The organism is Pseudomonas sp. H3(2019), assembly GCF_007713465.1.
In the GTDB taxonomy this organism is placed as follows: domain Bacteria; phylum Pseudomonadota; class Gammaproteobacteria; order Pseudomonadales; family Pseudomonadaceae; genus Aquipseudomonas.
This window is the reverse complement of record NZ_VMSG01000010.1, coordinates 143,958-160,878: the sequence shown is the minus strand read 5'-3', so window position 1 is coordinate 160,878 and position 16,921 is coordinate 143,958. Positions and strand designations below refer to the sequence as shown.

At 57.3% G+C, this 16,921-nt stretch carries 13 protein-coding genes and 1 pseudogene; 12 read left to right on the top strand and 2 right to left on the bottom strand.

The annotated features are described in order from the left end of the window. Window positions 1-20 precede the first annotated feature (20 nt). From FPT12_RS12635 to proS, 5 genes and pseudogenes are all read left to right on the top strand, one after another. Complete coding sequence (locus FPT12_RS12635; RefSeq protein WP_145016552.1) at window positions 21-353, top strand: DUF2934 domain-containing protein; 333 nt, start codon at window positions 21-23, stop codon at window positions 351-353. 116 nt (window positions 354-469) lie between these two features. Further along, the gene (glgX, locus tag FPT12_RS12630; RefSeq protein WP_145016551.1) at window positions 470-2,629 is read left to right on the top strand and encodes a glycogen debranching protein GlgX; all 2,160 of its coding nucleotides are present in this window, start codon (window positions 470-472) and stop codon (window positions 2,627-2,629) included. Window positions 2,630-2,861: 232 nt separating this feature from the next. Further along, window positions 2,862-3,620, top strand: coding sequence for a PIG-L deacetylase family protein (locus tag FPT12_RS12625; protein ID WP_145016550.1), 759 nt, complete (start codon window positions 2,862-2,864; stop codon window positions 3,618-3,620). Window positions 3,621-3,627: 7 nt separating this feature from the next. Continuing rightward, window positions 3,628-3,780, top strand: a pseudogene (locus tag FPT12_RS12620) (EEP domain-containing protein); the annotation flags it as partial. A gap of 267 nt (window positions 3,781-4,047) precedes the next feature. Continuing rightward, window positions 4,048-5,538 carry a proline--tRNA ligase gene (gene proS / locus FPT12_RS12615; protein ID WP_145016549.1) on the top strand — a complete coding sequence of 497 codons (1,491 nt, stop codon included), beginning with the start codon at window positions 4,048-4,050 and terminating at the stop codon, window positions 5,536-5,538. Between the two features lie 52 nt (window positions 5,539-5,590). On the opposite strand, the gene FPT12_RS12610 is transcribed toward proS, so the two are convergent. Continuing rightward, window positions 5,591-6,784, bottom strand: coding sequence for an MFS transporter (locus tag FPT12_RS12610; protein WP_145016548.1), 1,194 nt, complete (start codon window positions 6,782-6,784; stop codon window positions 5,591-5,593). Beyond that, window positions 6,771-8,009 (bottom strand): alcohol dehydrogenase catalytic domain-containing protein, encoded by a 1,239-nt coding sequence (locus FPT12_RS27650; RefSeq protein ID WP_178098736.1) that lies wholly within the window; start codon window positions 8,007-8,009, stop codon window positions 6,771-6,773. The genes FPT12_RS12610 and FPT12_RS27650 overlap by 14 nt, the downstream gene beginning before the upstream one ends. Window positions 8,010-8,706: 697 nt before the next feature. Here FPT12_RS27650 and FPT12_RS12600 point away from each other — a divergent pair. The 7 genes from FPT12_RS12600 to FPT12_RS12570 all read left to right on the top strand — a co-directional run bounded on the left by FPT12_RS12600 (window position 8,707) and on the right by FPT12_RS12570 (window position 16,907). After that, window positions 8,707-9,771, top strand: a complete 1,065-nt coding sequence (locus FPT12_RS12600) for an autotransporter outer membrane beta-barrel domain-containing protein (protein ID WP_145016547.1) — start codon at window positions 8,707-8,709, stop codon at window positions 9,769-9,771. 281 nt (window positions 9,772-10,052) lie between these two features. Further along, the gene (locus FPT12_RS12595; protein ID WP_071550307.1) at window positions 10,053-11,012 is read left to right on the top strand and encodes a MoxR family ATPase; all 960 of its coding nucleotides are present in this window, start codon (window positions 10,053-10,055) and stop codon (window positions 11,010-11,012) included. Between the two features lie 5 nt (window positions 11,013-11,017). Beyond that, window positions 11,018-11,962, top strand: a complete 945-nt coding sequence (locus FPT12_RS12590; RefSeq protein WP_145016546.1) for a DUF58 domain-containing protein — start codon at window positions 11,018-11,020, stop codon at window positions 11,960-11,962. Then, a complete protein-coding gene (locus tag FPT12_RS12585; RefSeq protein WP_019690593.1) occupies window positions 11,959-12,453 on the top strand; it encodes a DUF4381 domain-containing protein in 495 nt (164 codons plus the stop codon). Before FPT12_RS12590 ends, FPT12_RS12585 begins: the two co-directional genes overlap by 4 nt. Next, a complete protein-coding gene (locus FPT12_RS12580) occupies window positions 12,446-13,522 on the top strand; it encodes a VWA domain-containing protein (protein ID WP_145016545.1) in 1,077 nt (358 codons plus the stop codon). The genes FPT12_RS12585 and FPT12_RS12580 overlap by 8 nt, the downstream gene beginning before the upstream one ends. Next, window positions 13,519-15,270 carry a VWA domain-containing protein gene (locus tag FPT12_RS12575; RefSeq protein ID WP_145016544.1) on the top strand — a complete coding sequence of 584 codons (1,752 nt, stop codon included), beginning with the start codon at window positions 13,519-13,521 and terminating at the stop codon, window positions 15,268-15,270. The genes FPT12_RS12580 and FPT12_RS12575 overlap by 4 nt, the downstream gene beginning before the upstream one ends. Then, complete coding sequence (locus tag FPT12_RS12570) at window positions 15,267-16,907, top strand: BatD family protein (protein WP_145016543.1); 1,641 nt, start codon at window positions 15,267-15,269, stop codon at window positions 16,905-16,907. The genes FPT12_RS12575 and FPT12_RS12570 overlap by 4 nt, the downstream gene beginning before the upstream one ends. Window positions 16,908-16,921: the final 14 nt, after the last annotated feature.

The following is a 16,921-nucleotide window of genomic DNA, read 5'->3' as shown; positions in this document are numbered from 1 at the left end:
TTCAACTCAGGAGCATTGCGATGAGTACCGATGACAAACGCATTCGTGAATTTGCCTATCTGATCTGGGAGTCCGAGGGGAAACCCGAAGGCCAGGAGACGCGCCACTGGGAGATGGCGTGCAAGCTGGCAGAAGCCGAAGCCCTGGCCCCGAGCAAGTCTGCCCGAACCGCCAAAACCAATAGCGGCAAAACCAACAGCAGCAAAACCAACAGCAGCAAAACGGCTGCCAGCAAACCCACAGCGGCCAAGCCCAAAACCAAAGCCACTGCAACCGCCAAGGTCGCAACGCCACCGGGTGACAAGCCTGTGACCGCGAAAAAGCCTCGAGCGCCACGCAAGCCAGCCAGTTGAGGGTGCCCGATCCTGATTGACCGCGTGGCGAGCAGATTCGCCACTTCGGGGATGGCGCGGCCTTGAGAGGCCAGCAATACCGGCGCCATCACCCAAGCCCAATTGCAGGAGCAATGATGACCACGCCAAAAAAAACCGCGCCAGAACCTCAGATCGAGGCCTCGCGAATCCGTGAAGGCTTGCCCTTCCCGCTCGGTGCGACCTGGGATGGTCTGGGGGTCAACTTCGCGATATTTTCGGCTAACGCCACCAAGGTCGAACTGTGTTTGTTCGACGACGCGGGTGAAGTCGAGCTCGAACGTATCGAACTGCCGGAATACACCGACGAAATTTTTCACGGCTATTTGCCGGATGCCCATCCGGGGCTGATCTATGGCTATCGGGTGTATGGGCCTTACGACCCACAAAACGGTCACCGCTTCAACCACCACAAATTGTTGATCGACCCCTACGCCAAGCAGTTGGTGGGCCAATTGAAGTGGTCCGAATCCTTGTTCGGCTACACCATCGGCCATCCTGACGCCGACCTCAGTTTCGATGAGCGTGACAGTGCGCCCTTCGTGCCCAAGTGCAAGGTCATCGACCCCGCGCACACCTGGGGCCACGACCATCGGGTCAGTGTGCCGTGGGATCGTACGATCATCTATGAGGCTCACGTGCGCGGCATCAGCATGCGTCACCCGTCCGTCCCGCAAGTGCTGCGCGGAACCTTCGCCGGGTTGATGGTCGATGATCTGCTGGAACACATCCGCAAACTTGGTGTGTCGTCGGTGGAGCTAATGCCGATACACGCTTTCGTTAATGACCAGCACCTGTTGCACAAGGGCATGACCAATTACTGGGGCTACAACAGCATCGCCTTCTTCGCCCCCGATCCGCGTTACCTGGCCAGTGGCAAGATCGCCGAGTTCAAGGAAATGGTCGCGCACCTGCACGAAGCCAATCTTGAAGTGATTCTGGACGTGGTCTACAACCACACCGCCGAGGGCAACGAACAAGGCCCGACCCTGTCGATGCGTGGCATCGACAATGTCTCCTACTATCGACTGAAGCCCGATGACAAACGCTTCTACATCAACGACTCCGGCACCGGCAACACCCTCGACCTGAGCCATCCCTGCGTGCTGCAAATGGTCACTGATTCGCTGCGTTACTGGGCCTCGGAAATGCACGTCGACGGTTTCCGCTTTGACCTGGCGACCATCCTCGGGCGTTACCACGACGGTTTCGAGGAGCGTCACAGCTTCCTCGTTGCCTGTCGTCAGGACCCGATTCTGCGTCAGGTAAAATTGATCGCCGAACCTTGGGACATTGGTCCCGGTGGCTATCAGGTCGGTCATTTTCCGCCGGGCTGGGTCGAGTGGAACGACCGGTTCCGCGACACCGTACGCGCCTTCTGGAAAGGCGATGACGGCCAGCTCGCCGACTTCGCCGCACGCATGACCGCATCCGGTGAGATGTTCAATCAACGCGGTCGCCGTCCCTACGCTTCAATGAACTTCGTCACCGCCCATGACGGCTTCACCTTGAATGACCTGGTCTCTTACAACGACAAGCACAACGAAGCCAACGACGAGAACAATCAGGACGGCACCCATCACAACCTGTCGTGGAATCACGGTGTTGAAGGCCCCACCGACAATCCCGAGATCAATGCACTGCGCCAGCGGCAGATGCGCAATTTCTTCGCCACCCTGTTGCTGGCCCAAGGCACCCCCATGCTGGTGGCCGGTGACGAATTTGCCCGGACCCAGCACGGCAATAACAATGCCTACTGTCAGGACAGCGAGATTGGTTGGGTCAACTGGGACCTGAGTGAAGACGGCAAGGCCTTGCTCAAGTTCGTCAAACGCCTGATCAAGCTGCGTCTGACCTATCCGATTCTGCGGCGCGGACGTTTTCTGGTGGGCAATTACAACGAAGATATTGGCGTCAAGGACGTTACCTGGCTGGCACCCGACGGCAGCGAAATGTCCATCGAACAATGGCAGGACGGCCACGGGCGATGCCTGGGTATGTTGCTTGATGGGCGCGCCCAGGAAACCGGTATTCGCCGCAAAGGCGCCGACGCCACCTTGCTGCTGGTGGTCAACGCTCATCACGACATTGTCAATTTTCAGCTGCCGGATGTGCCTGACGGCGGGTTCTGGACCTGCATGATTGACACCAACCAACCCTCGATTCAGGGCCAGGAGCGGTTCGACTTCAATCATCAATATTCGGTAACCGGACGCTCGTTGCTGCTGCTCGAGTTGCAGCATGAAGAGCAAGACTGATACGCAATTGTGCCCCTCATCGGCAGCGTTTGAGCCAGCTACGTCACAAAAACGCCCATTAGGGAGGTGACGGGGGCGACGAATGGTGATGTATGAGCAATACTCTGCTCGCAGCAATCCAGGGTTTGGAGCGCTGCGCCCTGCGATCATCCGGCCGCAAGGGGCCTGCGCCGGCGTGTTCAGCCAGCTGCAATGCACGAGAGACGGCACACCAAAACAAGGACGTATCGCCATGAAATCCACGACCCTCGTCGACAGTAGTTTGCCTGTGCAGATCTGGAACACTGCCCGGCAACTGGACAATATTCCAGTCATCAGCACATCTACCCTTATTCCCGCAGGTGCTCGCGCGGTGGTGATCGCACCGCATCCGGGTGATGAAGTAGTGACCTGCGGTGGCCTGCTGCAGTTGTTGGCAACCCTCGGCCACCCTCTGCAATTGATCTCGATCACCGACGGCAGCGCCGGTCATCCAGGCTCGAACCTGTGGTCGGAGAAGCGCCTGAGTGTGTTCCGCCCACAGGAAAGCGTCGAAGCCCTGCGTCGCCTCGGTTTGCCCATGCATAGCCTGAAATGGATTCGCGGCGGTTTCACCGACAACGGGCTGGCCGAGCGTGAACTCCAATTGACGCAATTCATCGCACGCTACCTGCGGCCAGGTGATGTGGTGTTCAGCACCTGGAGCGAGGACGGCATCATCGACCATGACACGGTAGGTCGGGCCACCGCAAAAGCCGCCCTTACGGTGGGAGCAAGTTTCAATGAGGTGCCGGTCTGGGCCTGGCACTGGCCCGCACGCGATCATGGGCTGATTCCCTGGCACCGCGCCCGCAAGGTTCGCCTCGACACCTGGACCGTCGCACGCAAATGCCACGCCACCCATGCGTATGCCAGCCAGTTGAACGGTGAACCGGAAATCGGCATCGCGCCGAAACTGCCCAGGGCTATCCTGGCGCGGATGCGTCAGCCCTATGAAATCATTTTTGTGTGAATGCGAGCTGCATTGCGTGCTCGATGTGCCGGGGCACACCGAAGTACACGCGATCTGTGTCCACCTGAGCCTGTTGGAAAGCCATCGCCAATTGCAGTTGGCCCTGCTCTGGCAATTGATCGAGTCGCTGCCGGATGACGCCCCCGGGATCATCGCTGGCGGTTGAAGTTAATGTTTAATGTTTCTCCTTGGGCTTGCAGGTGAATCCTTCGGTTTCTTCTTGTTACTGCAAACGATCCTGATTGCCAAATGAACCACATCTTTAAGCACGCCCCTCCCGTCAAAAAGCAGATTTGTCTGAAAGAAATTTCCGAAATCACCAAACAAAAACATGAACACTTGAAATTCCAACCTCCAAAAAATATACATACGCCTACACAACACCAGATCCAAAATCACACGCAACCTTTTCTAGGCCCGAGGCATTATGAAAAACGCGATATCGCCTACAAGAAATGAGAACTTTTCCGAGTGGTATCAACAAGTCGTCAGCCAAGCTGAACTTGCTGAAAATTCTCCCGTCAGAGGCTGTATGGTCATTCGCCCTTGGGGCTATGGAATCTGGGAACAGATTCAGCGAGAACTTGATCAGAAATTCAAAGAATCAGGACATGCGAACGCATATTTTCCACTTTTGATCCCGTTATCCTTCCTTCAGAAAGAAGCAGAGCATGTAGATGGTTTTGCCAAAGAGTGCGCAGTTGTAACCCACCATCGACTCGAACAATCAGCCAATGGAAAATTAATCCCTGCCGGTGAACTGGAAGAACCACTCATCATCAGACCCACCAGCGAAACAGTTATCGGCGCCTCGTTTTCAAGGTGGGTGCAAAGCTACCGAGACTTACCCTTGCTTATCAATCAGTGGGCCAATGTGCTCCGCTGGGAAATGCGCCCAAGGATCTTCCTCAGAACGTCGGAATTCCTGTGGCAGGAAGGTCATACCGTTCATGCGTCCAAAGCAGAGGCTCTGGACGAGACATTGAAGATGCTCGATATCTATGAGCGTTTCACCGTCGACCATCTGGCCATACCAGTTATCAAGGGTGAAAAGTGTTCATGGGAAAGATTTCCGGGTGCCGTCAGTACCTACACCATTGAAGCGATGATGCAGGACGGCAAGGCTTTGCAGGCCGGGACCTCGCATTTTTTAGGTCAAAATTTCGCCGAGGCCTCGGACATTCGTTTCGTCAACAAGGAAGGGATCAAGGAACTTGCCTGGACAACCTCATGGGGCGTTTCCACGCGATTGATTGGTGCCATGATCATGGCCCACGGAGACGACGATGGACTGGTGATACCGCCGTTGGTAGCACCAACGCAGATCATCATCGTTCCGATAGTTGGCAATGAGCAGGATGCCGAAGCTATCCATGCTTACTGCGATGATTTGAAAAAGAAGATCTCACGCAAGAAAATCAAGGGACAGAACCTCAGAGTCAGTGTCGATAAACGCGAGATGAATGGTAGCGAGAAAAAGTGGTATCACATAAAGCGCGGCGTGCCTGTTCGTGTGGAAATCGGGACAAAGGAACTCGAACAAAACATGGTCTCTTATTCTTGCAGAGACAACGCCAAGAGCATTATGAAAATTAACTACGATACCTTTTTAAAAGAAATTCCTAGCACACTACTTGCCATTCAGAAATCCATACTGGACCGTGCAAAATCAAAACTTTCCGAACACACCAAAACAGTGACCAGCCTCGAAGACTTCAAGAAAGCCTTCAAACAAAAAGACAATTTGAATGTTTTCGTTCTAGCGCCTTTCATTGAAGACGAAGAAGTTGAAAAGGCCATTGGAGAGTTCGGCATAACAGTCCGCTGCATTCCTTTGGCTCAACCCAAGGCTACAGCAACCTGTTTATTCACTGGAAAGCCAACCAATACGTGGGCTCTTTATGCGAAGTCATATTAATCCTTAATCAGGATCAGCCCCTCCGGAAAGGGGCTGTTTTTTTAAATAACTATTATTGAGCCAGCTTGCCGCCTTCAACATAAAAGATCAGCCCTCCCACCAGAAGCAAAACCATCAAATACAAGAGAAAATAGAGCGGATTCAAGCCGGAGAGGATAAAACCGCATACCACCGGTGTCGAGGCCGCGCCCAGGTACGTCAGGTTTTGCGAACTGTAATACGCCCCTTTCATCCGGGCCGGCGCAATATGGGTGATGTAAAAAAATTCCAGGGGTTGAATGATAATTTCCCCCACAGTAAAAATAGCAGTGAAGAAGATCCAGGCGTAGAGGGTCTGGGAAAAAGCGAAGCCGATCAGCCCGACTACGAATGCCAGAATGCACCCGGCGATCCAGATTCTGAATCGTTCAGCGGCAACCCGCCGACCGATCAGATACTGCAGCAGTATCGAAGTCAGGGCATTCGTGACAAATACAACGTTGATAATCTCGTACATCTGGGCCGTGGAGTGGGTCGTGATCAGATACTGGCCCACATAAATATGAAACTGCCCGAACACACCTGCCAACAGAACACTGGCAATGGTGAATTTCAACAGGTTGCGATCCTTGGCCATGATTGCCAGAGAACCGAACACGCCTTCGCCTTCGACGCTTTCCTGTTCGACCACACGTGGCAGTGCGAAGGGACTGGCAGCCACTAGGACAAAAAACAACGCCGATGCGCTGCAAAACAATAACGGCGAAACGCCTTGCCGATTAAGCCAAAGCCCGACCAAGGGCCCTAATGCATAGGCTGTGTTAGTGAAAGTGTACTTGAGCGATAGCACCGACGAGGTTTCCTGTGGGGGAAACAACCGAGCAATGCACATGCGTACCGCAGTTTCCAGCGTTAGATATGCAAAGTTGAGTAACAGACAAAGTACAAAAACCAGGGTCAGCGAGTTGAACACAAACAGACTCATGTACACCGCCGACTGAATGATCGATGACGTGAGCATCAGTGCCTTGATGCTCAGTTTGTCGAGCACCGCACCGAACAACAGGCTGGCTAAGGAACTCAAGAGAATAAAGCCGCCGACAAAAAGCCCGATCTCATCGACTGAAAGTGAAAACCTTTCCTTTAGAAAAATCAAAAAATAAGATAGGAAGACGGCCCTTGCCAGCGTCGGAAAGAAAGACAGTGGTACAACGATTGCCGAACCACTGAACAGCGAACCTTTTCGGATGGGCTTAAACACGGCCATAGACAACACGCGTTCTGTAATTGAGCGTGACTTCGCCGTTTTGTTGGTGTTCCTGATGTAAGGTGTTTAAAGCGTTACTGGCCGCCACATACTCGGGTGTCCCAGGCTGTGACGCATACGAACAGGACATGGTTCTTTCCAGCAGTCCCGATGCGCTCAACCGCTGACAGTTGTGGAAAGTCCGCTCCTGAAAGGGCCCGCTGAAAAACTGCCGAATCTTGTCTTCCAACGCATCGTCGATTTGCAATGTCTCCAAGTATCGGTCGAAGGCACCGCTCAACAGACGCTCGTAGGCGATATGAAACCCATCGCAATCCGGGCTTCGAATATTCCAGACGAGAAACACTGGATTATCGGTAGCCAGCACCCGCTTGAATTCGAGCCTGGTATTGTTCGGCTCGAACCAATGAAAGGATTGCCCGCATATCAACGCAGCCACACTACGGTCCCGGACGTTCAAGTGTTCTGCCGAGCCCTGATGATAGATCGCACTCTGTTGCCCCTCGTGCCGCTTGGCCCTGTCCAGCATCTGTGCGCCGCTACCCCCCCAGATAAGGACCACCTCACCTGGTTTGACCGTATGGGGGGCAAAGCCGTGGAGCATGCGATAGGCCGTCGCGCCGCAGAGCATATAGGAGGCCGCCTGCTCCCAACTCAAGTGAGCGGGTTTGGGTAGGATCGCCTGCCGCTTGACCCGGGTGAATTCGGCAAACGCGCCAAAGTTGATTTCGTACCCCCAGATTTTTGCCGATTTGTCCATGATCTCATCGGCAACGGAATCTGAGTCCCACCAACCACAGTGCAAAACAACTTCATCCCCAATACTTATATCGTCGACATCAGCGCCAACAGCCACCACGATGCCTGAGGCATCAGACCCGGCGATATGAAAATCATGTTTCTCACCACGGGATCTTTGAAGATCAATGACGTCGACTGGATATCCTCGTGCAGCCCAAACTCCATTGTGATTGACACCTGCAGCCATGACCCTGATTAAGCACTCATCAGATTGGAAATAAGGCACAGGTACAGACTCAAGAGCAAAAGCGCTTAAAGGTTCGCCATACCTTTCAGGTCTAATAGTTTGAGCCAGCATCATCTCAGGAACATTGAGATCTGTAGGATCAAGGATCATAACCACCCTATTCATATTCTGATCATCCTTGGGAATTTTTATTATTTGATTAGAAATCCTTTCTACCAGCCATACCAAACCCAACAAACAGCAGATCAATTAATCGAAGAACACCGCAAAGTAGACCGGTAGACAAATCGACGCCAGATCGCCGACAAACCAAAACTAGTACAGATAAAAAATTATCGCAAAGAAAACCCCAAAATTTCGGAACTTACGTACAATCAGCGAACTACTAATCCTAATTCAACTCCAGAAATTTCTCGAAATTGCGTAACTTTCTTCCTACAACCATATCAACACATGAACATCAATTTATTAGTTGCTTGCAAGACTCTATATTCACCGAAACAAAGCGAGCGGTAAGATTTTTTCTTGTTATGGAACGTAAGGCGGACCGTAAGCCGTTCGGAGGATGACACCTCCAAGAAAAATTTTTCACGGCACCACTCACGCCTTGGACCAAAGCCTTTGGGACGTGAAAGAAACCTCAAATTTGACGTCAAAATATGATTATCCAGATAAACAACAACTTAGATAATTACTAAAAATCAGTCAGTTGCAGCGCCTAAATTATCCGTACCACTCATCGTTCAATTTCTTGACGCAACGCCAGCAGTCTTCTTAGCTAAACGTTACTACCCCCGGAATTACCTCCTGGGGCACGCCTCGAAAACCCGCTGAAGCGGGCTGCCGGGTCTTGCCTCAATGAAATCGGTCGCCCCTCATTCGGGGTAGGAGAGACGCCAATTGGAAATATGGCATGCGTGCAAGGTAGACCTCCATGAGCACCTCCCTCATTCAACACGAGATCAAAATCACTCTGTACACCGTTTCCACTTCGTTGTTGCTGTGCACCTCCATGGAGATTCAGGCGTCCTCTGTCGAGGACGCGGCGATACCCTGGTATCAGCAAGATGTCCCGGCGCTCAGCCTCCCGACGCCTGATACGAGTAACAGTATCCGCTTCATCCGCAATCCCGGTCTTGATAACCAGTTGCTGACAGTCGAGCGAGCCGCTCCTTCTGCCTGGGATCGGGTTTACGGCCAGCCAGCCAGGCAAGCAGAACTCGATGTCCTCAACTCACCGTTTTCCGGCATGGCCGGCACCGAAGTCAAAGGCCCGGCAGTGCTTACCCTGCAAAGCAGCGCCGGCAGCACTCAGCGTGTTGGCCTGGTGGGCGGTACAAACCAGTTTCAGGGCAATGGCAATGGCCTGTTGATCAGCTCCGCCATCGTCGACCCGAACAACACCCTCAACGTGCAAGGCCCCAATCTTGGCGCTTATTGGAGCCTGACCGGCGCAAGCGGCTGGCATGTGGATTTGACCGCCAGCGGTGGTCGGGTCAGCGGCTACAGCCTCAATGATCAGGGCCAGCGCCAAGCCGCCGAAGGCAGCGCAATGACCCTCTCGGTGCAAGGCGGGTTCCCCATCGGCATCAGCGAAAACTGGGTAATCGAACCCCAGGCGGAATTGATCAACCAGCGTATTAGCCTGGGCACCCCGTATGCCGGTAGCGGCAATGCCTCATCCAGCGACCTGACGTCCTGGAGCGGCAGGGTCGGTGCAAGCTTGAAAGGCAGTTATGACATCAAAGGCCTGCCGATCGAACCCTATGTTCGTACCAACTTCTGGCATACGGTCAATACCACCGACACTGTGACCCTCGGTCAGGTCGACAAGCTCAGCAGCAGTCGAAATTCGTCCTCGATTGGACTGGGACTGGGCCTGGTGGCCAGAGTCACACCTTCTGTTAGCCTGTATGTCAGCGGCGATTACAACAGTGCGACCATCAACAACGACTTGAATGGATTGATCGGCAGCCTCGGGGTACGGATGCGTTGGTGACTGTCAGGAAGATTTACGAACCGTAGGCGCACGGTTTGCCAGCGATGGCAGCCGTAAGATCGCCATCGCCGGCAAGCCATGCGCCCACAGGCCGTGCGCAAAACAGCGCTGATGCAGGCTCTGCACAGCAAAAAAACCTGAATATCCCCCAAGCCAGCCCACAAAACCCAAAAAATCCCTGATCGCCGTTAGTCTCCACCCCCTGCGATGGATTAAAGTAACGCCCCCAGCCCTGGCGTTATTCGAACGCCTTTGCTCACCCTCTCCAGGAACAGTCATCGATGGAACATCGTGAAGCGCTGCTTGCGCTGCGAACCTTTCTTTCAACGCAGATTCTCGGTCAGGAAAAACTTATCGAGCGGTTGCTCATCGCTCTGCTCGCTGACGGTCACATGCTGGTCGAAGGCGCCCCTGGCCTGGCCAAGACCAAGGCCATCAAAGAGCTAGCCGAAGGTATCGAAGCGCAATTCCATCGCATCCAGTTCACGCCCGACCTGTTGCCTGCCGACATCACCGGTACCGAGATCTACCGCCCGGAAACCGGCAGTTTCGTGTTCCAGCAGGGACCGATCTTCCATAACCTGGTGCTGGCCGACGAAATCAACCGGGCACCGGCCAAGGTCCAGTCGGCCTTGCTCGAAGCCATGGGCGAGCGGCAGGTCAGCGTCGGGCGCAGTACGTATGAGCTGTCGCCGCTGTTTCTGGTCATGGCGACCCAGAACCCGATCGAACAGGAAGGCACCTACCCGCTGCCTGAAGCCCAGCTCGACCGTTTCCTGATGCACGTCAAAATCGGTTTCCCGGACGCGGCCGTCGAGCGGCGCATCCTGCAACAGGCCCGCGGTGAAGCGCTGCACGGTGAAACCAAGCCCGAGCGCCGGATCAGCCAGCAAGCGATATTTGCCGCACGCAAGGAAATTCTCGGTTTGTACATGGCCGACGCCGTGGAGGAATACCTGGTGCAGTTGGTCATGGCGACCCGCACGCCGGGCAAGTTCGACCCGGAAATGGCCGAGTGGATCGCCTATGGCGCCAGCCCGCGCGGCTCTATCGCCCTCGACCGCTGCGCCCGCGCTCACGCCTGGCTGGCCGGTCGCGACTTCGTCAGCCCCGAAGACATTCAAGCGGTGTTGTTCGACGTGTTGCGCCATCGCATCATTCTTTCCTTCGAAGCCGAAGCCGCTGGCATTGACCAGGACCGTGTGGTCCAGCGGATTCTCGACGTCGTTGCCGTCGCTTGACCCCGATGACCAAGCCGCTTGCGCCCGAACCGGGTATCCGCGTCAGCCTCTCCGAGCTGATCGAGATGCGCCATCGCGTGCGCGAAGTGCAGTTGTTTTCCACACCGAGCCAGCGCAGCCCGCTGATTGGCCTGCACCACTCCAAGCTGCGCGGGCGTGGCGTGGACTTCGACCAGGTGCGGGTCTATCAGGCTGGCGACGATGTGCGAACCATCGACTGGCGCGTCACCGCACGCACCCAGGAACCGCACACCAAGCTGTTTCACGAAGAGCGCGAGCGGCCGATTTTCATCATGGTCGAGCAAAGTCGCCGCTTGTTTTTCGGCTCGGGGCTGATGTTCAAATCGGTGTTGGCCGCGCAAGCCGCGAGCCTGATCGGTTGGGCGGCACTGGGACACAACGACCGTGTTGGCGGGCTGGTGTACGGCGACAACGAGCACTACGAAATCAAACCCCGGCGCAGCAAACAAAGCCTGCTGCAACTGCTCAACCGCATGGTGCGCGTCAACCAGTCCCTCACGACCGAAAGCGAACCGGATCGCGACAGCCTGGGCATGGCCCTGCGTCGCGCGCGCGAAGTGCTGCGCCCCGGGAGTCTGGTGATCGTGATCTGCGACGAGCGCGCCTTGTCCGAGGGCGCCGAGCAGCAACTGAGCCTGCTGTCGCGGCACTGTGATTTGCTGTTGTTGCCAGTCTCCGACCCTCTGGACCACGCCCTGCCCGCTGCCGGTTTGCTGCGCTTCGCCGAGCGCGGGGCTCAACTTGAACTCGATACCCTGAACTTCGACCTGCGCCAAAGTTATCGCGCCCAGGCCGAAGCCCGCATCGCCCGCTGGGAATTGCTGGCGCAGAAACTGCGCGTGCTGTTAATGCCGCTGAGCACTCAAAGCGAAATGGTCGAACAATTGCGTGAATACCTGAACCCGCAGCGTCCGGGTAAAAGCCAATGAACAGCCTCGATCAACTGCAACCGCTGATGACTCCACCGCCCATCGAGTTCTGGCCGCCGGCGCCGGGCTGGTGGCTGCTATTGGTGCTGCTGCCACTGATCGGCTTTGGCCTGTGGCAGCTACGCCGCTTTATTCCCGTCAAGCGTTCTACCGTGCGCGCCGAACAGCCGCTGGACCCGGTGCGACTGGCGGCGCTGGCGGAACTGGCGCAAATGCCCAAACCCTATGACGGCGCGCCGGCCGGTGCCTGGTTGCAGCAACTTAATGGGCTGCTCAAGCGTCTGTGCCGCAACCATTACCCCTACAGCCAGAGCCACACCCTGAACGGCCGTAAATGGCTGGCGTTTCTCGACAACCGTTGCCCGGCTGCCGGTCTGACCCGTTGGATGATCCTGGTTGAAGGCGCTTACAAACCGGAATGCAAACTCGACGACAAGGCCATTGCCGGCCTGACACAAGCCGTCGACACCTGGATTCGCAAGCATGTTTGAGTTCGCCTGGCCATGGATCTTCGCCCTGCTGCCACTGCCGTGGTTGATGCGGGTTGCGCTGCCGGTCGCCGACAGCGGCGAACCGGCACTCAAGGTCAGCTTTCTGTCCGACCTTGAAGGCCTCGCCCGGCGTCGCGCTCGTGCCAACCTGCCGACCTGGCGCCAGCAAGCACCGTTCATCCTGCTCTGGTTGCTGCTGTTGATCGCCGCCGCACGCCCGCAATGGCTCGGCGAACCGCTGCCGATTGCCGCCAGTGGGCGCGACTTGCTGGTGGCCGTCGATGTTTCCGGCTCCATGGATTTCCCCGACATGGAGTGGCAAGACGAAGACGTCAGCCGCCTGACACTGGTCAAACACTTGCTCGGTGACTTCCTTGAAGGGCGCGATGGCGATCGCGTCGGCCTGATCCTGTTCGGCAGCCAGGCGTATCTGCAAGCACCGCTGACGTTCGACCGGCGCACCGTGCGCATCTGGCTTGACGAAGCGCGGATCGGCATCGCCGGCAAGAACACCGCCATTGGCGATGCCATCGGCCTGGCCTTGAAGCGCTTGCGCCAACGCCCGGCGCAAAGCCGCGTGCTGATTCTGGTCACCGACGGCGCCAACAATGGCGGCGAAATCGATCCGCTGACCGCTGCGCGACTGGCTGCCGAAGAAGGCGTGAAAATCTACCCGATCGGCATTGGTGCCGATCCGGAGCAAGCCGGCCCTCTGGCTTTTCTGGCGGGAAACCCGACCATGGACCTCGATGAACCCGCCTTGAAAGCCATCGCCGAGGCTACCGGCGGGCGCTACTTCCGTGCACGTGACGGCAAGGAATTGCTGGAGATCAAGAAAACCCTCGATCAACTCGAACCTGTGACTCAACAACCGACCCAGGCTCGCCCGGCGCAAGCGTTGTACAGCTGGCCGCTGGCCGCCGCGTTGCTGATGAGCCTGTTGCTGGTGATCCGCGAGCGCTGGCCAGACAACCCGATGCAACGTTTTTTCACCCGGTCGAATTTTCTGCAACAGCACCCAGACTGGCGCCAGCGGCTTAAACGCCTGCGTCTGCGGAGGCGCCGATGATCGCGCTCTGGCCGTATTGGTTCCGTCCCTGGTGGCTGCTGTTGTTGCCGCTATTGGGCTGGTTGCTGTGGCAACTCTGGCACCGGCAAAAACGCGCGGGTCGCTGGCAGATGATCCTGCCGCCGGCCTTCCACGCCACCCTGCTCAGCGGTGGCAACGGGCGTGAAAGCAAGTTGCCGTGGGTCGCCCTGGGCCTGGCCTGGGTTCTGGCGGTATTGGCGCTATTGGGGCCCAGTTGGGAACGGGTCGAACAATCCGCGCAGAAACCTGCCGACCCCTTGGTGGTTCTGTTTGAATTGACCCCGGAAATGCTCGCCACCGACGTGCCGTCCACGCGCCTTGAACAGGCCCGGCGCAAGCTGCTCGATCTGTTGCAAGCGCGCAGCGACGCTCAGACCGCCATCGTCGTCTATGCCGGCAGCGCGCACACGCTGGTGCCGCTCTCGGACGACCTGGCCACCAGCAGCAACCTGCTGGAAGCGCTGAAACCTTCGATCATGCCCGAAGCCGGTCATCGCGCCGATCTGGCTGTGACCAAGGCACTGACATTACTCAACCGCGGCGCCCTCGGCCAAGGCCGGATTCTACTGATTGGCTCATCCCTCAGCGACCAGGAGCGCCAGGGAATTCGTCAGGCTCTGCGCGGCCAGGCACCGCAATGGTTGATGCTTGGCATCGGCACCCCGCAAGGCGCACCGATCGCTGACGAACACGGCAGTTTCCTCAAGGATGCGCAAGGCGCGATCCTCGTGCCGCGTCTCGACGGGCCAAGCCTTAAAGCCTTTGCCAGCGAAATGCAGGGGCGTTACCGGCAAGCGCAGCTGGACGACAGCGACCTGCGCGGTCTCGGGCTGCTCGATAGCCCGCATAGCGTGCGTAACGATGGCCAGACTCTGCGCCTGGATACCTGGGCCGATCAGGGCTATTGGCTGTTACTGCCGCTGTTGCTGCTGACGGCCTGCGCGGGACGCCGAGGCTGGCTGTTCTGCCTGCCATTGCTGTTCATGCTGCCGCAACCGAGTTACGCCTTCGAGTTCAACGATCTTTGGCTGCGCCCCGACCAACAGGGCCTGCACTTGCTCAAGCAACACCAGCCCGCGGAGGCCGCGCAGCGTTTTCAGGATCGGCAATGGCAAGGCGTCGCGCTGTATGAGGCCGGTGAGTATGCCGCTGCTGCCGAGCGTTTCGCCGAAGGCAACGACGCCCGTGCAAACTACAATCGCGGCAACGCCCTGGCTAAAAGTGGTGAACTGGAAGCTGCCGTCGATGCCTATGAACAAGCCCTTGAGCTGCAACCTGATTTACGCCCGGCGCAGACCAACAAAGCGCTGGTAGAAGCGTTGATCAAACAGAAAGCCTCCACTTCATCCAATGAGCCGGATAAAACCGACGGCGAAGAGCACCCGCAAACTCAGCAACCCCCGCCACCGGGTGCGTCGACGCAAACCTCGACCAGTGACGAGCAAAAGACCGACACGCAAACCGCGCAATCGCGCAACGACGCCAACAGCGAAAACCAGACGGACACCCCGCCACAACCGGGCAATAATGAAGTGCCGGGCAGTGAGTCGGGTGACGAACAACGCAGCACACCGCCGATCCGCACTGCCGACGCCAACTTCGACGGCGAGCACCGCCAGGCCCTGGAGCAATGGCTGCGTAAAATCCCGGATGAGCCGGGAGAACTGCTTAAACGTAAATTCTGGTACGAACAGCAACAACATCAGGATCAGGGAAAAACTCGATGACCCGCTTCACCGCTCTATTACTCAGCCTTTCGCTCTGGACCGTGGGTGCCCAAGCTGCGGGTCTGGTTGCCAGCATCGATCGCAGCCGCGTGAATTCCGGCGAGACGGTCGAACTGACCCTCGAATCCAGTGATGTCACGCAGTTCGGCAAACCTGACCTGAGCGCACTTGACCCACTGTTCGAGGTTCGCGGCACCCGCCAGGTCAATCAGCTCACAACCCTGGGTGACGACAGCCACGCCACCACCCGCTGGATCATCACCCTCCTGCCCCGGCACAACGGCACACTGGTCATCCCGTCCCTGGCGCTTGGTGAGTACAAAAGCCAGCCGATCAACTTGCAGGTGGTCGAAAGCGAGAAGCAGGACAGCGCCGACAAACTGGCACCCGTGTTCATCGAAACCAGCCTCGATCAGGACACGGTGTACGTGCAGGCCCAGGCGATTCTGACCTTGCGCATCTATCACTCGGTGTCACTGTATGACGACAGCAGCCTTACCCCGCTGCAAATCCCCGATGCGCGCGTCGAACAACTCGGCGAGTCGCGCACTTACGAAAAAGTCATCAATGACCTGCGCCACGGCGTGATCGAACGGCGCTACGCAATTTACCCACAACACAGCGGCCTGCTGACGATTCCCGCGCAGATGTTCAGCGCCACCCTGGTGGAGACGCAACCTTCTCAGGAGCCGGCCCCGCAAGGGCCAAAAGCGGGCAAACTGATTCGCGTGAGTTCTACCGGGCTCAACCTGACCGTCAAGCCCAAACCGGCCGACTATCCCGCCGACGCCCCTTGGCTGCCGGCGCGCAGCCTGAGTCTCAGTGAAAGCTGGAACCCTACGCCTGATCACGTTCAAGTGGGCGACTCCATGACCCGCAGCCTGACCCTGAAAGCCGAAGGCCTGGCCAGCTCGCAACTGCCGCCCCTGCCCGCCACCGAAACCAGCGGGTTACGGCGATATCCCGATCAACCACAACTGAGCAATCAGCCCGGTGACCGGGGGCTGATCGGCATCCGCGAAGACCGCGAAGCACTGGTGCCCATTCGTATCGGGCAAATCGAATTGCCCCCCGTGGACGTGGTCTGGTGGAACACCCTTCAAGATCATCTGGAGCGCAGCAGCCTGCCCGCTCGCACCCTGAACGCCGTGAACAACCCAAGCCTGATGGTCGACGCTCCGGCGGGTAACGTGCCGGCTACCATAGCGCCCGGCAGTGAAGCACTCTGGTACTGGAAGCTCAGCACCTTTATCCTCGCCTGCACAACCCTGCTTGGCTTCGGCCTCTGGTGGCGTGCGCGTTGGCAACCGGCCATTCTGCGCGCCGCACAAACCGGCCCGAGCCCGCGCACGCTACTCGACGACCTCAAGCGTGCCTGCCAGGCCAACGACCCTCAAGCCACCCGTCAGGCGCTCGACGCCTGGGCCCGTCAACAGCCGGAAACCCTGGCCGACATGGCCGCACGCTTCGTACCGCTGTCCGACGCACTGGACGGCTTGAATGGCGCGCTCTACAGCGAAACCGGGCATTACTGGCAAGGCGAAGAACTCTGGCGCGCCATCCGCGCCATCCCGATCGCCGAACGGGTCCACGACCCGGTCGGCGACAGTGGCTTGCCGCCGCTTTATCCGAAATAAACACCGAATGCCAG